This window comes from Lentilactobacillus senioris, assembly GCF_026798195.1.
GTDB classification, from domain to species: domain Bacteria; phylum Bacillota; class Bacilli; order Lactobacillales; family Lactobacillaceae; genus Lentilactobacillus; species Lentilactobacillus senioris_A.
Map to the genome: position 1 here is coordinate 285,492 of NZ_JAPQEZ010000002.1, position 22,630 is coordinate 308,121.

The 22,630-nt window shown below is 38.6% G+C and carries 29 protein-coding genes; 25 read left to right on the top strand and 4 right to left on the bottom strand.

The genetic code is table 11. From position 1 onward, the window contains the following. Positions 1–13 precede the first annotated feature (13 nt). From rplO to OXT66_RS03745, 18 genes are all read left to right on the top strand, one after another. Positions 14–448 carry a 50S ribosomal protein L15 gene (gene rplO, locus OXT66_RS03660; RefSeq protein ID WP_054671423.1) on the top strand — a complete coding sequence of 145 codons (435 nt, stop codon included), beginning with the start codon at positions 14–16 and terminating at the stop codon, positions 446–448. After that, positions 448–1,761, top strand: a complete 1,314-nt coding sequence (gene secY / locus OXT66_RS03665) for a preprotein translocase subunit SecY (RefSeq protein ID WP_268595781.1) — start codon at positions 448–450, stop codon at positions 1,759–1,761. The genes rplO and secY overlap by 1 nt, the downstream gene beginning before the upstream one ends. Positions 1,762–1,793: 32 nt before the next feature. Then, a complete protein-coding gene (locus OXT66_RS03670) occupies positions 1,794–2,450 on the top strand; it encodes an adenylate kinase (protein WP_268595782.1) in 657 nt (218 codons plus the stop codon). A 119-nt stretch (positions 2,451–2,569) separates the two neighbouring features. Beyond that, positions 2,570–2,788 (top strand): translation initiation factor IF-1, encoded by a 219-nt coding sequence (gene infA, locus OXT66_RS03675; RefSeq protein ID WP_054671426.1) that lies wholly within the window; start codon positions 2,570–2,572, stop codon positions 2,786–2,788. A 34-nt stretch (positions 2,789–2,822) separates the two neighbouring features. Next, complete coding sequence (gene rpmJ, locus OXT66_RS03680) at positions 2,823–2,942, top strand: 50S ribosomal protein L36 (RefSeq protein ID WP_008855781.1); 120 nt, start codon at positions 2,823–2,825, stop codon at positions 2,940–2,942. A gap of 24 nt (positions 2,943–2,966) precedes the next feature. Next, complete coding sequence (gene rpsM / locus OXT66_RS03685; RefSeq protein WP_054671429.1) at positions 2,967–3,332, top strand: 30S ribosomal protein S13; 366 nt, start codon at positions 2,967–2,969, stop codon at positions 3,330–3,332. Between the two features lie 22 nt (positions 3,333–3,354). Then, positions 3,355–3,744: a 30S ribosomal protein S11 gene (rpsK, locus tag OXT66_RS03690; protein ID WP_268595783.1), complete on the top strand. Its 390-nt coding sequence runs from the start codon at positions 3,355–3,357 to the stop codon at positions 3,742–3,744. 83 nt (positions 3,745–3,827) lie between these two features. Further along, entirely contained in the window at positions 3,828–4,778 is a 951-nt protein-coding gene (locus tag OXT66_RS03695) for a DNA-directed RNA polymerase subunit alpha (RefSeq protein ID WP_268595784.1), read from the top strand. Between the two features lie 22 nt (positions 4,779–4,800). Further along, on the top strand, positions 4,801–5,184 hold the full coding sequence (gene rplQ, locus OXT66_RS03700) for a 50S ribosomal protein L17 (protein ID WP_056978544.1): 384 nt from the start codon (positions 4,801–4,803) through the stop codon (positions 5,182–5,184). A gap of 170 nt (positions 5,185–5,354) precedes the next feature. Further along, positions 5,355–6,188, top strand: coding sequence for an energy-coupling factor transporter ATPase (locus OXT66_RS03705; protein ID WP_268595785.1), 834 nt, complete (start codon positions 5,355–5,357; stop codon positions 6,186–6,188). After that, entirely contained in the window at positions 6,158–7,027 is an 870-nt protein-coding gene (locus OXT66_RS03710; protein ID WP_268595786.1) for an energy-coupling factor transporter ATPase, read from the top strand. Before OXT66_RS03705 ends, OXT66_RS03710 begins: the two co-directional genes overlap by 31 nt. Beyond that, positions 7,020–7,814, top strand: coding sequence for an energy-coupling factor transporter transmembrane component T family protein (locus OXT66_RS03715; protein ID WP_268595787.1), 795 nt, complete (start codon positions 7,020–7,022; stop codon positions 7,812–7,814). Before OXT66_RS03710 ends, OXT66_RS03715 begins: the two co-directional genes overlap by 8 nt. 6 nt (positions 7,815–7,820) lie before the next feature. After that, positions 7,821–8,618, top strand: a complete 798-nt coding sequence (gene truA / locus OXT66_RS03720) for a tRNA pseudouridine(38-40) synthase TruA (protein ID WP_268595919.1) — start codon at positions 7,821–7,823, stop codon at positions 8,616–8,618. A gap of 128 nt (positions 8,619–8,746) precedes the next feature. Next, positions 8,747–9,190, top strand: a complete 444-nt coding sequence (rplM, locus tag OXT66_RS03725; protein WP_054671449.1) for a 50S ribosomal protein L13 — start codon at positions 8,747–8,749, stop codon at positions 9,188–9,190. 13 nt (positions 9,191–9,203) lie between these two features. Next, positions 9,204–9,596 carry a 30S ribosomal protein S9 gene (gene rpsI, locus OXT66_RS03730; RefSeq protein WP_268595790.1) on the top strand — a complete coding sequence of 131 codons (393 nt, stop codon included), beginning with the start codon at positions 9,204–9,206 and terminating at the stop codon, positions 9,594–9,596. 195 nt (positions 9,597–9,791) lie between these two features. Next, complete coding sequence (locus tag OXT66_RS03735) at positions 9,792–11,696, top strand: DNA methyltransferase (protein ID WP_268595792.1); 1,905 nt, start codon at positions 9,792–9,794, stop codon at positions 11,694–11,696. Between the two features lie 2 nt (positions 11,697–11,698). Then, positions 11,699–14,464: a DEAD/DEAH box helicase family protein gene (locus OXT66_RS03740; RefSeq protein WP_268595794.1), complete on the top strand. Its 2,766-nt coding sequence runs from the start codon at positions 11,699–11,701 to the stop codon at positions 14,462–14,464. Positions 14,465–14,810: 346 nt separating this feature from the next. Beyond that, positions 14,811–16,166 (top strand): FAD-dependent oxidoreductase, encoded by a 1,356-nt coding sequence (locus OXT66_RS03745; protein WP_268595795.1) that lies wholly within the window; start codon positions 14,811–14,813, stop codon positions 16,164–16,166. A 46-nt stretch (positions 16,167–16,212) separates the two neighbouring features. Here OXT66_RS03745 and OXT66_RS03750 read toward each other — a convergent pair whose 3' ends face one another. Genes OXT66_RS03750 through OXT66_RS03760 form a run of 3 tightly spaced genes read right to left on the bottom strand, consistent with a single transcriptional unit; the run spans position 16,213 to position 17,112 of the window. Next, positions 16,213–16,473, bottom strand: coding sequence for a metal-sensitive transcriptional regulator (locus OXT66_RS03750; protein WP_268595921.1), 261 nt, complete (start codon positions 16,471–16,473; stop codon positions 16,213–16,215). Then, complete coding sequence (locus OXT66_RS03755; protein ID WP_268595797.1) at positions 16,473–16,769, bottom strand: rhodanese-like domain-containing protein; 297 nt, start codon at positions 16,767–16,769, stop codon at positions 16,473–16,475. The genes OXT66_RS03750 and OXT66_RS03755 overlap by 1 nt, the downstream gene beginning before the upstream one ends. Before the next feature lie 28 nt (positions 16,770–16,797). Then, positions 16,798–17,112 (bottom strand): rhodanese-like domain-containing protein, encoded by a 315-nt coding sequence (locus OXT66_RS03760; protein WP_268595800.1) that lies wholly within the window; start codon positions 17,110–17,112, stop codon positions 16,798–16,800. A gap of 213 nt (positions 17,113–17,325) precedes the next feature. On the opposite strand from OXT66_RS03760, the gene OXT66_RS03765 reads away from it, so the two are divergent. The 4 genes from OXT66_RS03765 (at position 17,326) to OXT66_RS03780 (ending at position 19,678) form a co-directional block, all read left to right on the top strand. Beyond that, the gene (locus OXT66_RS03765) at positions 17,326–17,784 is read left to right on the top strand and encodes a MarR family winged helix-turn-helix transcriptional regulator (protein WP_268595802.1); all 459 of its coding nucleotides are present in this window, start codon (positions 17,326–17,328) and stop codon (positions 17,782–17,784) included. A 1-nt stretch (position 17,785) separates the two neighbouring features. After that, the gene (locus OXT66_RS03770) at positions 17,786–18,310 is read left to right on the top strand and encodes a GNAT family N-acetyltransferase (protein WP_268595804.1); all 525 of its coding nucleotides are present in this window, start codon (positions 17,786–17,788) and stop codon (positions 18,308–18,310) included. 53 nt (positions 18,311–18,363) lie between these two features. After that, a complete protein-coding gene (locus tag OXT66_RS03775) occupies positions 18,364–19,008 on the top strand; it encodes a B3/4 domain-containing protein (protein WP_268595923.1) in 645 nt (214 codons plus the stop codon). 79 nt (positions 19,009–19,087) lie between these two features. After that, entirely contained in the window at positions 19,088–19,678 is a 591-nt protein-coding gene (locus OXT66_RS03780; protein ID WP_268595806.1) for an ECF transporter S component, read from the top strand. 47 nt (positions 19,679–19,725) lie between these two features. Here OXT66_RS03780 and OXT66_RS03785 read toward each other — a convergent pair whose 3' ends face one another. Next, positions 19,726–19,992 carry a DUF2187 domain-containing protein gene (locus OXT66_RS03785; RefSeq protein WP_268595808.1) on the bottom strand — a complete coding sequence of 89 codons (267 nt, stop codon included), beginning with the start codon at positions 19,990–19,992 and terminating at the stop codon, positions 19,726–19,728. A gap of 147 nt (positions 19,993–20,139) precedes the next feature. Between OXT66_RS03785 and OXT66_RS03790 the strand changes: the two genes are divergently transcribed. The 3 genes from OXT66_RS03790 (at position 20,140) to OXT66_RS03800 (ending at position 22,616) form a co-directional block, all read left to right on the top strand. Further along, positions 20,140–20,760, top strand: coding sequence for a glycoside hydrolase family 73 protein (locus tag OXT66_RS03790; RefSeq protein ID WP_268595811.1), 621 nt, complete (start codon positions 20,140–20,142; stop codon positions 20,758–20,760). A gap of 14 nt (positions 20,761–20,774) precedes the next feature. Next, complete coding sequence (locus OXT66_RS03795; RefSeq protein ID WP_268595813.1) at positions 20,775–21,353, top strand: xanthine phosphoribosyltransferase; 579 nt, start codon at positions 20,775–20,777, stop codon at positions 21,351–21,353. A gap of 81 nt (positions 21,354–21,434) precedes the next feature. Further along, the gene (locus OXT66_RS03800; RefSeq protein WP_268595815.1) at positions 21,435–22,616 is read left to right on the top strand and encodes an ATP-grasp domain-containing protein; all 1,182 of its coding nucleotides are present in this window, start codon (positions 21,435–21,437) and stop codon (positions 22,614–22,616) included. Positions 22,617–22,630 lie beyond the last annotated feature (14 nt).

The window sequence follows — 22,630 nt, forward strand, 5'->3', positions numbered from 1 at the left end:
GGTGCCAATTTTCATGAAGTTAAATGAACTACAAGCTGCAGAAGGTTCACGGTCATCACGCATGCGTAAAGGTCGCGGACGTTCAGCTGGTAAAGGTAAAACTGCTGGCCGTGGCCAAAAAGGTCAAAAGGCTCGTGGCAAGACTCGTTTAGGCTTTGAAGGTGGGCAAATGCCTTTGTATCGTCGAATTCCTAAACGTGGTTTTAACAACATCAACCGCAAGGAATATGCAGTTGTTAACGTTTCTAGATTAGAAGCATTTGACAACGGCGCTGAAGTTACTCCAGAATCATTGATCGCTGCAGGTATCGTTAAGAACGTTAAGAGCGGTATCAAGATTCTTGGTGAAGGCGAACTTTCAAAGAAGTTAACCGTTAAGGCTAACAAGTTCTCTAAATCTGCACAATCTGCAATTGAAAACGCTGGCGGTTCAATCGAGGTGATTTAATGCTTTCGACCCTGAAAGATGCTTTTAAAGTCAAAGATATTAGAAATAAGATCCTCTTTACGCTGATGGTTCTTGTGGTCTTTCGACTTGGGGCATACATTACGGTTCCAGGTATTAACGCAAAGGCACTCCAGTCAGTGGCATCATCTGGGTTGGTTAGCATTTTGAACACCTTTAGTGGTGGCGGGCTAACTAACTATTCCATCTTTGCCATGGGGGTGTCACCATATATTACCGCGCAAATCATTGTGCAACTTCTCCAAATGGATATTGTTCCACGTTTTGTGGAATGGGGGAAACAAGGGGAAGTTGGTCGAAGAAAATTAAATCAAGTCACTCGTTATCTAACGGTGGTGTTGGCATTCTTCCAATCAATTGGGATTACGGCCGGATTTAATACTTTGAGTAGTTTGAATTTAGTTTCTCATCCATCGGCAACTACTTACATTACTATCGGTATTATTCTAACTGGTGGTTCAATGTTAACTACTTGGATGGGGGACATGATTACTGATCGAGGAATCGGAAATGGTATTTCAATGATTATCTTTGCCGGAATCATTGCTAGAATTCCTGTTGGTCTTCAACAACTATACCAACAATATTTTGTTGGGGTAGCTACTAAGGACTTATGGCAACCAATTCTATTCGCAGTTGCTTTAGCAATTGTTATCTTGATCATTGTTACTTGGGTTACCTGGGTACAACAAGCTGAACGTCGAGTACCAATTCAATATACTCGGCGGGTAGCGGGTGCTCCTGACAGTAGTTACCTTCCTTTGAAGGTTAACGTTGCCGGAGTTATTCCAGTTATCTTTGCTAGCTCATTTATTTCAACTCCACAAACGATTTTAATGGCTTTTGCTAATAACCATTCTGAAGATACTTGGTATCAAGTATTAAATAATGTGTTTAACATGCAAACGCCAGTTGGCGCAACGCTTTACACTTTATTAATCATTATGTTTACCTATTTCTATGCATTTGTTCAAGTTAACCCAGAAAAACTAGCTGAAAACTTGCAAAAACAAGGCAGCTATATTCCTGGTGTTTGGCCTGGACACGAGACTCAATCATATATCTCTCGTTTATTAATGAGATTAAGTACCGTTGGTTCCCTATTCTTAGGTATCGTGGCCTTAATTCCATTAATTGCTTCAAACGTTTGGAACTTGAGTGAGTCAATCGGATTAGGTGGGACTAGTTTACTTATTGTTGTTGGGGTTGCTATCGAAACCATCCGGCAAATTCGTGGATTAATGATGAAACGACAATACGTTGGATTCATTCAAGATTCACAGCCGACTGAATAATAGTTAATCTCAAAATACAGGAGGAAAACGAAATGGCATTAAATTTAATTTTAATGGGTCTCCCTGGTGCAGGAAAAGGGACACAAGCCCAATACATTGTGGATGAATATCATATTCCTCACATTTCAACTGGGGATATGTTTAGAGAAGCAATGGCAAATGAAACCGAAATGGGATTAAAAGCGAAGGAATTCATTGATAAGGGTGATTTGGTTCCTGACGATGTCACTGTTGGGATCGTTAAAGAACGTTTAAGTCAGCCTGACACTGAACCTGGCTTCTTACTAGATGGTTTTCCACGGACTTTGGCTCAAGCAGATGCATTAGCAGAAATGACTGATGTATTGAACAAGCCATTAAGCGCGGTTATCAACATTGATGTAGATCCTAAAGTTTTGACGGATCGTCTTACTGGACGGTTCATTTGTAAGACATGTGGCGCAACTTATCATAAGTTGTACCATATGCCAAAGGTTCCTGATACTTGTGATGTTTGTGGTGGTCATGAGTTCTATCAACGTGACGATGACAAACCAGAAGCTGTTAAGAATCGGTTAGACGTCAATATCAAGATGAACACTCCGTTAGTTTCCTACTATGATGAACGTAACTTACTTCACACCGTCAATGGGGATCAAGAAATTGATGCTGTTTGGCAAGATGTTGATGCTATTTTACGGTCACTATAGCCCTTCATCATTTTGAAACTACAGGATTGATATGCTAGAATAACTGTGATAGACTACTCGTTAGCTATTGTGAAGTTTTCTAGAATCAATCTAACTTAGTTAGTTGGAGGTGGATAATAATGGCTAAGGATAATGTTATTGAAGTTGAAGGTAAGGTGCTTGAAACCTTACCTAATGCCATGTTCCGAGTTGAACTCGAAAATGGACATGAAATTTTAGCACACGTTTCAGGTAAAATTAGAATGCATTACATTCGAATCTTACCAGGTGACAAAGTTACCGTTGAAATGTCTCCTTATGACCTAAGTAAAGGTCGGATTACTTATCGATTTAAGTAATTAGTCTTCATCATTTTTTGAGGAGGGTTTAAAAATGAAAGTAAGACCATCTGTAAAACCAATGTGCGAACATTGTAAAGTTATCAAACGTAAGGGTCGAGTAATGATTATTTGCTCAGCAAACCCTAAACATAAACAACGTCAAGGTAAATAAACGTAACTAGGAGGTGTATGTTAAATGGCTCGTATTGCCGGAATCGATTTACCTCGTGATAAACGAATTGTTATTGCATTAACTTATATCTACGGGATTGGTAACACTACTGCCCAAAAGATTCTCACACAAGCTGACGTTTCTGAAGATGTTCGTGTTCGGGACTTAACTCCTGATCAAGAAGACAAGATTCGTGCAGTCGTTGACAACTACAAAGTCGAAGGTGATCTTCGTCGTGAAGTAAGCATGAACATCAAGCGTCTTCAAGAAATTGGCTCATACCGTGGTATGCGTCACCGTCGTGGCTTGCCAGTTCGTGGTCAACACACTAAGAACAATGCTCGTACTCGTAAGGGTAAAGCAGTTGCCATCGCAGGCAAGAAGAAATAAATAAAGGAGGTTAACTGTTCCCATGGTAAAGAGAAAAACAAATCGTAAGCGCCGGGTAAAGAAGAACATCGAATCAGGTGTTGCTCATATCCACTCAACGTTTAACAACACGTTGGTTATGATTACCGATGTGCAAGGAAACGCTATTTCTTGGTCATCAGCTGGTGCCCTTGGATTCCGTGGTAGCCGTAAGTCAACACCTTTTGCTGCCCAAATGGCTGCTGAAGCTGCTGCTAAAGCATCAATGGAACATGGCATGAAGACTGTTGAAGTTGCGGTTAAAGGTCCTGGTTCAGGTCGTGAAGCTGCAATTCGTGCACTTCAAGTAACTGGGTTGGAAGTCACTGCAATTCGTGATGTTACTCCAGTTCCTCATAATGGATCTCGTCCTCCAAAGCGTCGTCGGGTTTAATACTGGAAGAAGTGTGCCATTGTTATCCTTCCGATATGATTTATATATAAACTCGCACGTTTTGAAAGGGGTTAATGATAAGAATGATTGAATTTGAAAAGCCTAACATTCATAAAGTTGAAGAAACCAGTAATTTTGGAGAAGTAATTGTTGAACCGCTAGAACGAGGCTATGGTACTACGTTAGGAAACTCCTTACGTAGAACCTTGTTGTCTTCACTTCCAGGTGCTGCTATTACTAGTATTCAAATTGATGGCGTCCTTCATGAATTTTCAACGATCAAAGGGGTTGTTGAAGATGTGACTCAAATCATTTTGAATGTTAAGAAAATTTCTTTGAAATTAGATGGACCTGATGAAGAAGAAGAAAATTTGGAAATTGATGTAATTGGCCCTGCCGAAGTTACTGCTGCTGACATTGTTGGTGGAAGTGACGTTACTATCTTAAATCCAGATTTACACATTGCTACCGTAGCTGACGGTGCTAGCTTCCATATGAACTTAACTGCTAACAAGGGTCGAGGTTATGTTTCCGCAATGGAAAACAAGAAGCGTAGCACTGATATGCCTATCGGAGTTCTTCCTGTCGATTCCATTTACACCCCAATTGAACGTGTTAACTATCAAGTTGAAAGTACACGAGTTGGTCAAAGAGATGATTTTGACAAGCTAACACTTGATGTTTGGAGCAACGGCTCTATTACAGCTAGTGAAGCAATTAGTCTGGCCGCCAAAATTCTCACTGAACACCTTGAAATGTTTGTTAATCTCACTGACGAAGCTAAAAATGCTGAAATCATGGTTGAGAAGGAAGAAACACACAAGGAAAAAATGCTTGAAATGACTATCGAAGAACTCGATCTTTCTGTTCGGTCATATAACTGCTTGAAACGAGCAGGAATTAACACCGTTCAAGAATTAACTGATCGTTCCGAAGCTGACATGATGAAGGTTCGTAACTTGGGCCGGAAGTCACTTGAAGAAGTTAAGGAAAAATTAGCGGGTCTTGGTTTGTCACTTCGCAAAGAAGACTAAAGGATAAGGAGGAGATTCATTCATGAGTTACCGGAAATTACAACGGACCAGTGAACATCGTAAAGCTTTGCTTCGTAACCTTACTACTGACTTGATCGTTAATGGTCAAATCGTAACTACTGAAGCTAAAGCTAAGGAAGTTCGCTCAACTGCTGATAAGATGATTTCACTTGGCAAGCGCGGGGATCTTCATGCTCGTCGCCAAGCTGCTGCATTTTTACGTGACGTAGTTGCCGACGTTAACGAAGACGGCGATAACGTAACTGTAACTACTGCATTGCAAAAGGTATTCGGAGATCTTGCAACTAAGTATGCTGACCGTAACGGTGGGTACACTCGAATTTACAAGACTATGCCTCGTCGCGGGGACGGTGCCCAAATGGTCATCTTACAATTAGTTGACTAGTTTTAAATAATTAAACAATTTGTTTTCACGAGAATCACTCGGGTTTTCGGTATAGAACGCTATGATGGTGGCTTTGTCCTAGTCTAGTTTGAATGTGAGATGAATTTCTCATGCGCCGTTAACCTGTCAGTGATTTTTTTGTACATAAAAAAGGTTAAGGAAGAGCAGCAATGACAAATATCGTAACGGTTAGTCACCTTTCATTTGAATATCCAGATGAGCACGTTGTATTTAGCGATCTATCCCTTAACGTCAGACAGGGAGAATGGCTTGCTATTATCGGTCAAAACGGTAGTGGGAAAAGTACGTTGGCCAAACTAATGGACGGCTTATTGGAACCCAAAGGCGGTCAAATTACGGTCGCTGGATTACCAGTTGATGATGAACATTTAGGGGCTGTTCGCAACCAAATTGGAATGGTATTTCAAAACCCAGATAACCAATTTGTAGGCGCAACGGTTGAAGAAGATGTAGCTTTCGGACTTGAAAATCGACAAGTACCCAGAGAACAAATGGGACCGATCATTGAAGATAGTCTTAAGGCTGTTAATATGATGGACTTTAGGGAACGAATTCCAGCTAATTTGTCTGGGGGCCAAAAACAACGGGTGGCGATTGCCGGAATTATTGCTGTACGTCCACAAATTTTAATCTTAGATGAAGCTACTAGTATGTTAGATCCTCGAGGACGTAAGGAAATTATTTCTTTAATTCAGACCCTTAAGCAACAAGAGGATTTAACGGTTATTTCCATTACGCATGATATTAATGAAGCCGCGGTGGCTGACCGAATCATGTTACTAAATAACGGCCAATTAGTATTAGAAGATACGCCGGCTAAGGTATTAAATGATTCTGAACTACTTAAAAATGATGGACTAGATGTTCCATTTGCTAGTCAATTAACTGAACAACTCCGACAAGCGGGAGTAGATTTACCTGATCAATATTTAAATGATGAGGAGGTAATCAAATGGCTGGTCAAATTAAATTCCAAAATGTAAATTACGTTTATCACGCTGACTCACCTGATGCGCACCAGGCACTTAATAATATTAATTTAACACTAACGGAAGGTAGTTTTACCGCCATTATTGGTCATACCGGTAGTGGTAAATCTACTTTGATTCAACACATTAATGCCTTGATCAAGCCAACTAGTGGGGAAGTCAGCGTAGGTGATTACGTGATTACTAATAAAACTACTAACAAAAATCTACGCCCTTTGCGCCAAAAAGTGGGAATGGTATTTCAGTTTCCAGAGAAACAGATTTTTGAAGAAACGGTTATCAAAGATATTATGTTTGGTCCGCTTAATTATGGAGCAACGGAAGCTGAAGCCAAACAAGCAGCCTTAAATGCAATGAATTTGGTGGGGTTACCTCAACAATACCAAGATCAATCACCAATTGATTTGTCAGGTGGACAGATGCGGCGGGTGGCAATTGCCGGGGTACTAGCAATGAATCCGTCCATTCTGATTTTGGATGAACCCACCGCGGGATTAGATCCTCGGGGCCATGCCGACATTATGGCATTGGTAGCCCGGTTGCATGATGAAATGGGGATTACCATAATTTTGGTCACCCATCAAATGGATGACGTGGTGCAATACGCTGAACAGGTAGTGGTAATGAGCCATGGCGAAATTACTAAACAGGGTAGTCCACAAGATATTTTTGCAGATCTAAAATGGGTTCGCCAAATGCAGTTAACTCTACCAACCAGTGCGGAATTTGCAGAGCAATTAAAGTTAGCTGGCTTTCCATTAACCAGTCGCCCATTAACTTTAACTGATTTAACCAATGCGATTGTAGCGGAATTGGGGGCTAATCATGGATAATTTTATTTTTGGCCGATATTTGCCCGGTCACTCAGTTATTCACCAAATGAGTCCGCAATCCAAATTGTTATTGTGTTTTTACTTCGTGGCCATTATCTTCTTAGCTAATAATGTGGCTTCTTATGCCGTATTAGCGGTATTAATTCTAGCTGCGATTATTTTATCCGGAATCTCAATTGGCTTCTTTCTACGAGGAATTAGACCGTTAATTTGGCTAATTATCTTCACCGTTTTACTGCAAATCTTCTTTAGTAGCGGTGGCAAAGTCATCTGGCACTGGGGACCTTTTTCGGTAAGTGATCTGAGTTTGATTAATGGTGGCTATATCTTCGTGCGCTTCCTGTTAATCATTATGATCTCCACGATTTTAACGTTAACGACTGCGCCATTAGCCATTGCTGATGGGGTCCAAACTATTTTGCGGCCGCTAAAGAAACTGCATTTTCCGGTGGATACCTTGGCTTTGATGCTGTCGATTGCGTTACGGTTTGTGCCGACATTGATGGATGAAATGACCACCATTATGAATGCTCAGCGGTCTCGGGGAGTTGATTTTGGTTCTGGGAGTTTAAAACACCGAGTTAAGGTGGCGGTGCCATTGTTAATTCCGCTGTTTACCGGTGCAATTAACCATGCAGAAGAGTTATCCACCGCGATGGAAGCGCGGGGCTTTACCGATAGTGAATCGCGAACTAAGTACCGCGTTTATAATTGGCAGTTAAGTGATACAATTGCCTGGCTGATTTTTATCGCCGTCGGCATTATTGTTTTCTTGGTTAGAAAGTAGGGAATAATCATTAGATACAAAATTACGATGGCGTATGACGGCACTAATTTTAGTGGTTTTCAACGCCAACCACATGAACGGACGATCGAAGGAGTTTTAACTAAAGTTGTTAATAAAATGGCTAAAGAACCTCAACCAGCGATTGAAGTTTTTGGTTCGGGAAGAACCGATGCTGGGGTTCATGCGTTAGCTCAAACGGCACACTTCGATTTTCCGATTAACATACCGGCGGAAAACATGTTTAAGGCTTTAAACAGCATGATTCCACTTGATATGCAGATTAAAAAAGCAGAAATTGTGGAACCTGATTTTCACGCCCGTTATGATGTTTCTGGTAAACGCTATTTGTACCGTCTTGATTTAGGACAATTTAAAAATCCGTTTAAACGAAACTATACTGGTCACTGGAAATACCCGGTGGACATGGAGTTATTAAATCAGGCGTTAGAACAATTAGTCGGCGAGCATGATTTTTCTAGCTTTGTGGCTTCTGGTTCCTCAGCCAAAAGTAATGTCCGGACAATTTATGAAGCTACGGCGCACATGGATGAAGCCAATCAAGAGCTGCAAATCGAATTCTACGGTAATGGGTTTTTATATAACATGGTTCGTATACTAGTAGGCGTAGCAGTGGAAATTGGTTCTGGCTTTAGACCGGTGGCAGACGTTCAACGATTATTTGAAGTTAAGGATCGAAATGAAGCTCGACGAACGATGCCTGCTAGTGGATTATACTTAAAACGAGTTTATTATGAGGGTGATGATCCTCAACATCCGGTAAAATTGCCGAAATATCAACGTTGATTTTGAGGAAATAAATTGACTTTTGCATTATTAATTTGTATTATTGTAGTTGGTATTGTTTGCCCCACTGATAAGCCCCGGAACCTTATTTTGGTGTCAAACAAACACAGAACATGGAGGAAACAAACGTGCGTACAACATATATGGCAAAACCAGGTGAAGTAGAACGTAAATGGTACGTTATCGATGCAACTGATGTTCCTATGGGACGTTTATCAACAGTTGTCGCTTCAATCTTAAGAGGAAAAAACAAACCAACATTCACTCCCAACGTGGATACTGGTGATAACGTTATCGTTATTAATGCTAGCAAGGTAGCCTTGACTGGTCGAAAGGCTAAGAACAAGATTTACTACCGTCACAGTAAATTTATCGGTGGCTTGAAACAACGGACTGCCGGTGATTTCCGTGATAAGAACCCTGAAAAGTTGATCGAAACTTCAGTTAAAGGCATGCTTCCTCACGGAACGTTAGGTCGCAAAATTGGTTTGAAGTTGCATGTTTATGCAGGTCCTGACTACGAACAACAAGCACAAAAACCAGAAGTTTTGGACATTACTAACTTAATTTAAGGAGGAAACAGCATTGGCTCAAGTACAATATCGCGGCACTGGCCGTCGTAAAGATTCAGTTGCTCGGGTACGTTTAGTTCCCGGTACTGGTAAAATTGTTATGAATGACAAGGCAATCGAAGAATACATTCCATTTGCCAACTTACGTGAAGTTGTTATGCAACCATTCAACGTTACTGAAACTCTTGGCAACTATGATGCCTTGGTTAACGTTAACGGTGGTGGTTTCTCTGGTCAAGCCGGAGCAACTCGTCATGGTATCTCACGGGCACTTCTTGAAGTTGACCCAGATTTCCGTGGCCCATTAAAGCGTGCAGGTTTACTTACTCGTGACCCTCGTATGAAGGAACGTAAGAAGCCAGGTCTTAAGAAAGCTCGTAAAGCTTCACAAGTCTCAAAGCGTTAAGATTTATCTTTTCGGTTTGCAAAACACTCGCCATTTTGGTGGGTGTTTTTTTGTAGTTAAATTAACAGTTATTTACTAAATTAAAATTGTTTAATCTAGGTAAGTAGATTTATAATAAATATAAATAAAGTAATATTTTAATTATAATTATTATTATAGATTCTAGCTTATTCAGCAATTGGAGAGGAAGAAGACATGTCTAAAATTGAACCAAGATTATTCGATGAATTAAAAAAAGTACTTGTCTCATTTGGGGACAAGTACTTCATTGGCGATGAATTAAATCGTTCAAAGGTTTCTGATGATTTACGTGCTTATGATGAAGCTTTACTAGCAAAATTATTTGAAATTGATTTTATTAAAAAGAATTATATTAAAGAAGTTGCGGGACAAAAACTATTTCAAATTGATCAACTTGAAGAAGCGATTCTTTACGATGATTATTGGGACACAAGCTATACGAAATATGAAAATCGAGTTGGTTTAACGAGTAATGGAAAGTTTATTGAAGATAATCAAGACGTTGTTTTGGAATTTCCCTTTAAAGATGGCGTCTTAACAGCGAGCATGACCAAGGAAGATAATGAAAATGGTTATGATGATGCATTCTTAAATGAAGTCATTGAAAAAGATGAAATTGATCGTTTGTTTGACAAGAAGATATTAAATCATGCTAAGAGATATGATGTTGACGGTGAAAAAGATACTGATAATTTTGATGTAGAAAAAGATAATTTAATTATTAAGGGAAATAATTTGATAGCCTTACATACGCTGAAGAAACTTTACTCAGGTAAGGTTAAATTTATATATCTAGATCCACCATATAATACCGGTGAGGATTCATGGAACTATAATGATTCGTTTTCCCATTCGGCATGGCTCACTTTTATGAAGAATCGACTTGAAATAGCAAAGGAATTATTAACTGATGATGGTGTAATCATTATTAATACAGATGAAGTTGAGCAGGCATATTTGAAGGTGTTATCAGATGCCATTTTTGGGAGAGAAAATTTTGTTGGGGATTTAATTTGGAAAAAAAGAAAAGGTGGTGGTAACGATTCAAGATTTATTGCGCTTGATCACGATTATTTAGCAGTTTATACAAAAAGCATAAAAACTGTTGGATTAGGTGAAAAATGGAGAGTTTCATATGAAGACGAATACTTAAAAAGATATAAATATTCTGATGACAAAAGTGGTCTTAGATATTATTGGGATACTCTGGCAAGAGATGGATTAAAAAATCCTATCCCTGTTTCTGTTGTTGCACCGGATGGAACGGTGGTCAAGCTTAATTCGCAATCATCCCAAGCAACTGTTGAAAAAGAACTAAGAGAAGGTAATATAAAGTTTACCCATACCAATAATGGCTGGAAATTGCATCATAAGGTTTTTCAGCCGACAGGAAAAGTTCTTCGATCAATATTGAATATTGAAATAGAAGATGTACCCACAAATAAAAATGCCTCGGATGAAATCAAATTGTTATTTGGGGATGCAACATTTAACACTCCAAAGCCAGAGGGTTTACTTAAAAAATTGATAGAACTTGTTACAAATGAAGGAGATATGGTTCTTGATTTTTTCATGGGTTCCGCGACTACTCAAGCAGTAGCCATGAAAATGAATCGACGTTTTATCGGTATTGAGCAAATGGATTACATCAATACGGTCTCAGTTCCTCGCTTACAAAAAGTTATTGCTGGCGAGCAAGGAGGTATTTCGAAAGATGTCAATTGGCAAGGTGGTGGTTCATTCGTCTATGCTAAACTGATGCAAAAGAATATGGGATATTTACAAGATTTAATTTCTGCAAAGACAATTGATGAAATGCATGAAATATATAATCGCATGTTATCTGGTGTAGAAGGTTCACAAGAAGCAGCGGATATTTCTTTTAAGGCGGATTTAAACAAAATTGAATGGGATCCAACCAAGGTTCGATTTGATGATCAAAAACGTTTATTAATTAAATTACTTGATAAAAATGGGCTGTACTATAACTACTCTGAAATCGATGATCAAAATGTTCGCGAGTTTTTATCAGATCGGGATTATCAATTTAATCAAAGCTTTTATGAAGCAGGTGAGTAATTATGGCGAAGTCTAAAAAGAAAGACATTCAATCATTGAAATTTCCTCTAGTGGAACAGGCTGAACAGGCAGATCTTAATTACTTTAGTGGCCTTTTTGGAGATTCATTTTATATTGATAGCAATTTGAAGCATAATTTACGTAAATATCAAAATGATGCTATAAACAATTTTTGGTACACCCAAACACAAATCAAACCTAACCCACAACACGTTTTGTTTAATATGGCAACAGGCTCTGGAAAAACAGATTTAATGGCAGCTTTAATCTTGTATTTATATCAAGATCAAGGCTACACGAATTTCTTGTTTACCGTGAATACGAATTCGGTATTGATGAAGACGAAAGATAATCTGATTAATGCTGGTAGCGATAAGTATCTCTTTAAAGACAAAATTGAGATTGATGGACAATATATTACGATTCAAGAAGTCAATCGCTACCCACGAATCAAACAAGCCAATACAATTTATCTTAAATTAGCAACGGTTCAGACAGTTTCGAACGATCTATTTACGGTTAAAGAAAATACTATGGGCTTGAGCGATTACGAACAAGATCCAGTCGTAATCTTAGCCGATGAAGCCCATCATTATTCAGCAAGTACCAAATCTGAAAAAGAAGCAGAGCATACCTGGGAATCAGCAATCAATAAAGTTTTAAATGCTAGAAATAATGAAGACAAAAAGAATTTGTTGCTAGAGTTTACAGCAACAGTCGATTTTGAGAAGACGACTATTTATGATAAATATCGTGATAAGGTTGTTTACCGTTATCCTTTAAGCCTTTTTATGTATGATGGTTATTCTAAGCAAGTAAAACGGATTGAAACATCAGCTAGCGATGAAGAAAAAATGCTAAATGTTGTGCTGCTTTCTCAGTTTAGAAAATATCGGGCTCAAATTGAGAATGTCACCAGTACCTTCAAACCAATTATTATGTTTAAGTCGGCTAAAGTTGCTGTTTCTAACACGGCGAATGCTAAATTTAATGAAATGATTGCCAAGCTAACAGCCAAAGATTTACTAGCCTTTATTGAACGTCAACAATTGATGGATAGCAATGACAATGCAGTACTCGAGCTTTCCTATAAATATTATTTAAAGAACAAGGAAGAATTAGGTAAAATTGTTCGCGAAATCAAACATGACTTTGATTCTAAAAATGTATTAAATGCGAATGATGCTAGTGGTAATATGCTTGAAAAAGGTCAGTATGAGGCTTTAAATACCTTAGAAAGCCCCAATAATTTTTATCGGGTTGTTTTTGCAGTTGCCAAGCTCACTGAAGGCTGGGATGTCTTGAACTTATATGATATTGTTCGTATTAGTGAAGGAGCAGAAAAAAAGACAAATCAAACGGCAACTATGGTAGAGGCTCAACTAATCGGACGTGGTGCACGCTATTATCCCTTTGAAATAGATGGCAAAAAGAGTTACAAGCGCAGATTTGATGATGATCCATCAGATAAACAACTGATTTTAGAAACACTTCATTATCACACGATGAATGAACCACAATATTTAAAACAGCTAGTTGAATCATTAAAGCAAATGGATTTGCCAACTGGTAAAGATAGCAAAAATCCACCTATTGAGGTAAAAGTTAAACCTGAGTTCAAAAGAACCAATGCTTATCGCAATGGAAAGATTTATTATAACGAATCTGTTGACGTTCCTAGTAGTTACTTTGATAGTATTCAAAAGTATGGTATTGAACATAAGGTTGATCTTCAGCGTAATCTAAACTATGGTTCACGGGAAGTCAATTATTCAGCGTATTCAGCAAGCGTTGAGACTAAAACGATTAGTGTTTCTAGATTTGATGATCGCTATGTTAAAAAGGCGATTCAAAAATTAGATTTTTATCAATTTTCAAATTTGAAACAGTACATTCCTAATCTTCAATCTATGGATGAGTTTATTTATGGAAGAAACTGGTTGAATGCTAATCATCTAAGATTATTTTTAACAGTACCTGTTGAATATCGTGAAGCTAATTTGACCGCAGAAGAAATCTTGAAAGTCATCGTTGATCTTCTAAAAGAATATCAAGTTAAAATCCAATCAGGTTATGTTAAGCAGCGCGGAACTAATAACTTTATCGGTTATCCAATTAAGGAATATCTTAGCGATTATAATAAACGCGTTCCAGAATATGACACTCAGACACAATTTGCTGAAACGCAAGATATTAAAGTTTATCAAATGAAAGATGACGAATTTTATGTTTATGACAATGCCATTGTAAACCGGCTTGAATATCAATTAATCGAACGAGTTAAAGCATATATTGAGGATTTAGAAGCTAAGTATGGTAAAGCAGTGTATCTGTTCCGTATGGATGAAACCATGCACAGAGAGTCAGCTAAGAGTGAAAAACTGAAGTTACATCAATATCAAGAAAATCCTAAATATGGCATTCATCTGACCGGCTTCCAACCTGACTTTATTTTGTTTCTTGAAGATACAAACGATTATTATTTCCAAATCTTTATTGAGCCTAAGGGAATGAGTGGCGAACGATTCGAGAAAGAATTATGGAAAGAAGAGCTTCTGTTATATATGACGAATCATCATGCTGATATGGAATTTATGGACAATGAAAGCAATATTCAAATTAGTGGTTTAAAATTCTATACTAATGGCGATGGACGTGGCACGATGGAACAGTTAAAAGAAATCACAAATATCACAGATGATACGGATCAAAAAAAGCAACCAGTAGATATGGTTGCTGAAAATGCTGACGATAATTTTTCTATGTAAGGAACACTAATGACTCGCATTATTTTGATAAAATCCCCACCATTTGAGTCAAAGTTATTCAAATTGAGTGAGATTTATTGAAGGTAATACTTAAGAAAAGCCTTGATATTAAAGGTTATTCCAACTTAGTGAAAATGGATTCTAATAAACCAGGTCTTAAGAAAGCTCGTAAAGCTTCACAATTCTCAAAGCGTTAAGATTTATCTTTTCGGTTTGTACAAACACTCGCCATTTGGTGGGTGTTTTTTTGTGACTTCATTAATGAATGAGCCAATCAGTTGACACTTAGTTGCTTTCCCAATTACCATGAGTTTAATCTGAATTCGAATAATGGGAGGAACTGTTTATGATTACTGCACAAAACGTATTTATTGGTTTCGGCAAAGCGGCGAAAACATTAGCCGGGGCGTTAGCTAATCGTGGTGAATCTGTGATTATGATTGAGGCATCGGATAAAATGTACGGTGGGACTTGTATTAACGTGGCTTGTATCCCTACCAAAACCCTATTAACCAGTTCTCAAAATAATCGCTTGGGCGATGCTCAGGAAAATTATCGGAGTGCCATCGTAAATAAAAACGATGTGACCGGTACTTTGCGGAGCAGTAACCTTCATAAGTTAAGTGACAAAGCAACCGTGACCGTGTTAAATGGCTGGGCAGAGTTTGAAGCGCCTAAGCAACTTAAAGTTACATATCAAAATGGTAAGGTTGATCAAATTAGTGGCGAGCGAATTTTTATTAATACCGGGAGTACCCCGATTATTCCTGAAATTCCGGGGTTAGTAACTAGTCCATTTATGCAAACAAGTGAAACCTTGATGGATCAACGCAGACTTCCTAAGCACCTTGCTATTGTTGGCGGTGGCTACATTGGATTAGAATTTGCCTCCATCTACGCTAATTTTGGCTCTCAAGTGACAATTATTGATGCGGGTAAACAGTTTATGGCACGGGATGAACGAGAACTGGCAACGGCTGTTCAACGTGATATGGCTGCTAAGGGAGTTGAATTTGAATTAAATGCCCAAGTCACCCAGGTAATTAATCAAGTAGGAGAGGCCAAAATTGAGTTCGAACAAGACGGTCAACGACGTACGCTAACTGCTGATACCATTTTGGTGTCTACTGGGAGAAAAGCTAATATTGCTAAACTGGGTTTAGACAAAGCGGGAATTGCCACTAATCAGCGGGGCATCATTGTGGATGACCACTTGCGAACTAATGTGGATAACATTTGGGCAATGGGGGACGTCCGGGGTGGCGCACAATTTACTTACATTTCCTTAGACGATTACCGAATTGTGTTGGATCAACTAGTAGGAGATGGCAAACGAACCTTAGCAGAGCAAGAATTAGTTCCCCACGTAGTCTTCTTAAACACTCCGGTGGCAACGATTGGCTTAAATGAAGAACAGGCTAAGAACCAACAAATCGCATACCAAGTTGGTAAACTAGCTACTACCGCTGTGCCAAAAGCGCACGTATTAGGTAATACAACCGGGTACTTAAAAGTGTTAGTGGACCCAGCTAACCATGAGATCTTGGGAGCTACGTTATACTGCATTGAAGCCCAAGAATTAATCAACATGATTTCTTTAGCTATGCACCAACATTTACCATACGAAGTTTTACGAGATCAAATTTATTCTCATCCTACAATGACGGAAGCCTTTAACGATTTATTTGGGACAATTAAATAATAAAAAAACTGCTGAAGCTAATAATAACTAGCTTTGGCAGTTTTTTTTATTTTTTCATAATTAGTTTAATGGCTTCGGCCACTTTTGCTTCTTGAACGGCTGCATCTATTTCGGGATTTTCGAAGCAGTTTTTTAAATTTTCGGCAACAATTAGGCCCATAATGTGATCAACGCTTGAGCGCACTGCACTTAACTGGGTAATAATTTCGGCACAATCTTTTTCTTCGACGAGCATTTTTTGAATTCCGCGAAGTTGGCCCTCCGTACGTTTTAAGCGATTTAAGACGGTTTTATCACAAGTTGTCATTACTCGATCGCCCCGTTCCAAGCCAGCATCCCCCCGGTAACGTTAGTAACGCGATAACCTTGTTGGGTTAAAAATGCGGAAGCATTGGCTGAGCGAGCTCCAGAACGACAAATTAAGTAGTAAGAGTTAGCTTTATCTAGTTTATGGTAGTCGGCAAGTAACTGGCTAAGGGGCAGATTAATGGCACCTGGAACGTGACCAGCGTTGAATTCGTAGTCTTCTCTGACATCTACCAGGTTAACCGTGCCAGTTTGCATTTGGGTTGCTAATTCATCTGTGTTGATTGTGTTAAACATAGTAATCTCCTTTTTATGGTAATAAATTTTATTTTCCCACGCGTATTTTGCCGGCCCAAGCGTTCATGCCACCGCGTACGTTAATAACCTGATAGCCATTAGTTCGCAATATTTTAGCAGCTTGTTTACTTCGATGACCAGACTGACAAATTACATATAGGGGTTCGGTTGCTGGGCGATGATATTGAGCAACCTTGGCTAACGGCCAATTGGTAGCTATTGAAATATGTCCCGAACGGTATTCTGTGGGAGTTCGAACGTCTAATAAATTTGGTCGATCTTTTAAACGATCAGCTAATTCTGCTGTGGAAATACTGGGAATACGATTAAATAGGGAAAACATAGGCAGCCTCCAAGTTTGTTAAATATACCTCGTTAGGTATATTATGAAGTTAAAAAGGCATTTGTCAATGTTTTGATTATAATTAACTTTTAATTAGTTCGTTAAAATAGCGATTCATTGTTAAATATACCCGCGGTGGTATTTATATAATAATATTGCATTTGCAATAAAAATCAGTATAATAAACTTCAAGAGTTAATGGGAGTGACATGTATGGTAGAAATTTTGCGATCACTAGGCAATATTGCGAGGGCTTTAGATTCAATTAGCAACATTGAATTTAAAGCTTATGAACTGACCAAAGGCCAATATCTTTATTTAGTTCGAATTTGTGAACAACCGGGAATTATTTCCGAAGAGTTATCCACAATGTTGAAAGTTGATCGGTCAACCGTGGCCCGCGCAATAAAAAAATTAGAAGCTAACGGCCTGGTTGAACGCAGAAGTAGTGTGGACAACAAGAAAAATAAACGTATCTTTGCTACTGAACGAGGCCTGGCCATTTACCCGGTTATTAAAGCAGAAAATGATTATTCCAATCAAGTTGCGCTAGCGGGCTTAAGTGAAGTTGAAGCACAGCAGTTAAAACAATTGTTAAGCCGAGTAGAAACTAACGTAAATGGTGACTGGGAGCTAGTTAAAAAGGGTGGCACTAGGGGGTATTTGAAGTAATATGCAGATTACAATTGAAGCAGTTCAACCAGCCGAATTAGCTAAGTTGGTAACTGTTAGTCGGCAAACCTTTTGGGATACGTTTGCAATGACCAATAATGAAGCTGATATTAAGAGTTACCTGGATGAGCAATTAATAGAACCTAAGTTGTGTCAGGAACTAGCTAACCCTAATTCCGAATTTTATTTTGCTAAGCAGGGAACAGAAATATTGGGTTATCTAAAACTTAACATAGCAACGGCTCAAACCGAAGCTGATTATCCGCAATCCTTAGAGGTGCAACGGATTTATGTGTTGAAAAAATATCAACAATTGGGGATTGGGCAGCAGCTAATGGCGTGGGCAGTAAAAAGAGCAATTCAGTTAAAGAAATCAATGATCTGGCTAGGGGTGTGGGAACATAATCAACAAGCACAACGCTTTTACACCCGAACTGGTTTTATTCGAACTGCTGAACATACTTTTACAATGGGGAATAGTCAACAAACTGATTGGATTATGACGAAAACAATGGAGGAAAAATAATGCAAACTGTAATTGTAGAACAATAATTTTGGGAATTATTTCCAGACGGCCAAATTAACTTACTAGAACTACGGGGGATTGATAATCATCCTGCGGCTTCTATGGCAGAATTTAACGAGCTGTTGCAAAACGCGGAAAAAGATGCTCAGCAATTTATCACTGCTGACGTATTTAGTGAAAACGAAGTGGTGGCTCAGTGGCGTCAAGCTCTTAGACAGTTTAAAACTAAAAAGGGCGCCCGTTCTTCAATTGAAGCGTTGTTAAAACGAATCAGTCAAGGACACCAATTTACCAGTATTAATCCGCTAGTGGATTTTTATAATAGTGTTTCGATGAAATACGCTGTTCCAACTGGTGGTGAAGATATTGATCAGATTAAGAGCGCTATGCATTTAGGACTAGCTCAAGGTGGAGAAAACTTTTGGCCATTAGGCGCAGAAGAAGATGCGCCGGCGTTACCGGGCGAAATGATTTACTACGATGATGAAGGAGCGATTTGTCGGAGCTTAAATTGGCGAGAAGCTAAACGAACGATGCTGACTGAACAAACGCAAAATGCGATTTTGGTGATGGAATCAGTTAATGAGCAGCAGGCTCAGCGAGCCACTGCGGCAATGAATGAACTAGAACAGTTGACCACTAATTACTTTGGGGTGAAAGCTACTCAGTTAACTTTAAATAAGCCAGAGGAGAATTAAACTTAGGAATTTTTGTGGTCAAGACTAAACCTAAAAATGGTATAATGACCCCATTAAACTATCGAGGAGTATGGGAGTCATGAAGAAAAATAATGCGTATCGGCTTAATATGCTCGCTATGTTTATTGCCATTATTATTTTACAAACATCAGTACCAATTTTAGGGTTAATTCCAATTGGTCCACTATCCATTACTATTATTCCGGTAACGGTATCATTGGCCGCAATTTTATTAGGAACGACCGATGGAGCCATTATTGGGGGTGTCTGGGGAGTCATCACCTTTATTCGAGCCTTTGTGTGGCCTACTAGTCCTTTAGCTACGATTGTCTTTGTTAATCCGGTAGTTTCTGTGTTACCCCGGATCATGGTGGGGGTAGTTGCTGGTGTTGTTTACCAACAATTAAAAACTCGGTTTAATAATCAAGGAATTGCTATTTCAGTAGCCGCTATTTGTGGTTCTTTGACTAATACTCTGTTAGTGTTAGGATTGATTTACCTATTTTATAAAGGTAACGCACCACAGTTATACCAAGTTAACGTTAAAGCATTACTTCCTTATTTATTGGGAGTAATTGGCACTAACGGTATTCCAGAAGCCATTTTTAGCGGCATTGTAACTCCGTTAATTGGGCGACCATTATTAAAAGTAATTAACAAACATAAATAAAAAAAGTTCTTAATTAATCATTGATTAATTAAGAACTTTTTTGGTTGTTATTTGGTATCTTCTTCTTCGTCTTCTGGTTCTGGATCTGGTTGAGGAGCTGCTTTGATCATTTTGAGTTGCTTATTGTTGATAACTACTTTATTGTGGTATTTATCAATAATTTCTGGATCACTAGATTTAAAGGTAATTAGAAAAGAGTTATTGTATCCTTTGTCGATAAAACCGGTAAAGTCACTACCTTCAAGTTTGAAGCCAACTTCGTCGCCAACGTGGAATTTAGCTTGATCGGCTGACATTTCAGTACTTTTTGCCATTTAATTCATCTCCGTATTTTAAAGTATCAGTGGTTAAGTTACTCGAAAAAGAACAGTTTGTCAAACAATTTCTTTAGCAAATATTAATTGTCATCTGTTCAAATTCCGGATAGAATAGTTGTAAACTGTGGAAAGATTGGGGTAGGCGTGACCAAAAAAAGGACGAGACGACGAACTAAACGGAAGCGAGGATCGGTAGTACCAATCCTCATTATCTTTGGTATGGGAATTTTATGCTTAGCAAGTGTCCGGCTATTTACAACATCTTTTGAACAGCCAAAGGCCACAGCGGTAGAAGATCCAACTCAAGTGGCACATGTTAAGTTCATTAAACAAATTGCACCTACGGCTCAGGAAATGCAAACCACGTATCATATATTGCCTAGTATTACGATTGCTCAGGCTATTTTAGAGTCTGATTGGGGTACTAGTGGGTTAGCTAGTCGGTACTACAATTTATTTGGGGTGAAGGCTAATGACAGCAATAGTGTTACGTTAAGCACCCAAGAATTTGTGAACGGTAGTTACCAAACGGTGAAGGCCCAATTTCAAGTTTATAGCAGTTGGCGAGATTCTGTTATTGCCCATGATCGATTATTAGCTGAAGGAACCAAATGGAATGCTAACCAGTATGCAGACGTAATTGCCGCTACTAACTACGTTGAAGGAGCTAAAGCCTTGCAACAAGATGGGTATGCGACTGATCCGGCCTATACCCAAAAATTAATTTCCATAATTCAAAAATATCATTTATATCAATACGATTAGAGAGAAATTTCAGGATGAAATTATTAGAAGATAAGATTAAAGCAGACGGAACAGTACTAGGAGAAGACGTATTAAAGGTGGATAACTTTTTAAACCACCAAGTAGATCCGAAACTAATGGACGCTATGGGGGCTGAATTTGCGCGTTTATTTGCCGATGCAGGCATCACTAAAGTGTTAACCGTTGAATCATCCGGAATTGCTCCTGCTTTAATGGCAGCTCTACATTTAGACGTGCCAATGATTTTTGCTCGCAAGCATAAGAGTTTAACATTGACTGATAACCTATATACCGCTCGGGTTTATTCATATACGAAACAAGTTAACAATGATATTAGTATTGATAAACGTTTCTTAAATGAAGACGATACGGTTTTGATTATTGATGATTTCTTGGCTAATGGGCAAGCTGTTCAAGGTTTACTAGAAATCGCTAAGGTAGCCAATGTTAAAGTTGGTGGAATTGGAATCGTAATCGAAAAGAGCTTCCAAAAAGGTCGCAAGATGATCGAAGATACTGGTATTCGAGTAGAATCTTTGGCGCGGATTGCAGCGTTTGAAAATGGGGAAGTTAAATTTGTTTCAGAATCATAAAAAATAACAAAGTTTGTAAGTAAAAGGTTAAAAAAGTTTGTCAAATTGGCATAATAACTTTAACATTAGAGATAACATTAAATGAAAGTAGTGAAGACGGTGGCTGACGAACGGATATTGTATCCTGGTGCAACAATTGGGGTTATTGGGGATGACCAAAGTAGTGTTTCTCTAATAGTAACAGCGCAACGGATGGGATTTAAGGTAGCAATGTACAGTCTAGATGAGACTAACGAAGCTATGCAAATGGCAGATTATAAATATTTAGGTCCCCTGGCGGACCAAAAAGCACTGCAGCAGTTTGCTGAACGTTGCGACGTGATTACCTATAATAGTGACCGAATTGATCCCGAAATTGTACGTTTCTTGTCACGTTACACCGCTTTGCCACAACGTGATCATTTACTAGAAATTATGCAAGATCGATTAATCGAACGAAGTTTTTTTGATTCTTTAAATATTAATATGGCACCGTATACCACGGTAGTTAATTTAGAAGATGTTTATCAGGGAATTAATTCTATTGGGTACCCAGCTATTTTAAAACCCATTCAACGAGGGTTATTAAATGGCAGACAGTTATTCATTAAATCCGCTAAAGACATCGTAGACGCCTCTGGATTACTGGATGCGGGAACTTACGTCTTGGAATCATTTATCGAACATCAACGCGATTATGCGGTGGTAGTGACTAGAGACGGAGTCGGAAACCGCACCGTTTTTCCGACTACTGAGTTAATTTATAAGGCTGGCCAGGTTACGACGGCCTTTACACCGTCTGAAATTGATCCCTTGGTGGACCAAGAAATTAAACGGATTGCTAATGAAATTGCGTTTAATTTAGACTATATTGGAACCTTTGAAATTACCTTCTTTCTGTCAGAAAATGGGACAATTTACGTAAACAAAGTGGCCCCTAATTTAGGAATGGCTGGCTTGATTTTTCAATATGCAGCTAATACTGATCAGTTTACAGAACATTTGAAAGCTATTTCGGGCCTACCACTTACCAATGTCTTGGAAAGCTTGCCAACGGTAATGCAAACGATTCGCCGCCGCGATTTTGAACGAATTAAAACTCAATGGGTAATCAAAAACGATTGGCACTTTAGCTTTTATCAAGATGCCGGTTCCAACCCGGATACAATTGTAGGAATTATTTTAATTCCTACTGAATCAGTTAGCCAAACTTTAAAACAAATCGAAAGTACCAGCATCTGGGACGACATCGATTTTAATAGCAAATATCAAAGTGCGGAATAAGTCGGGAAAACCGA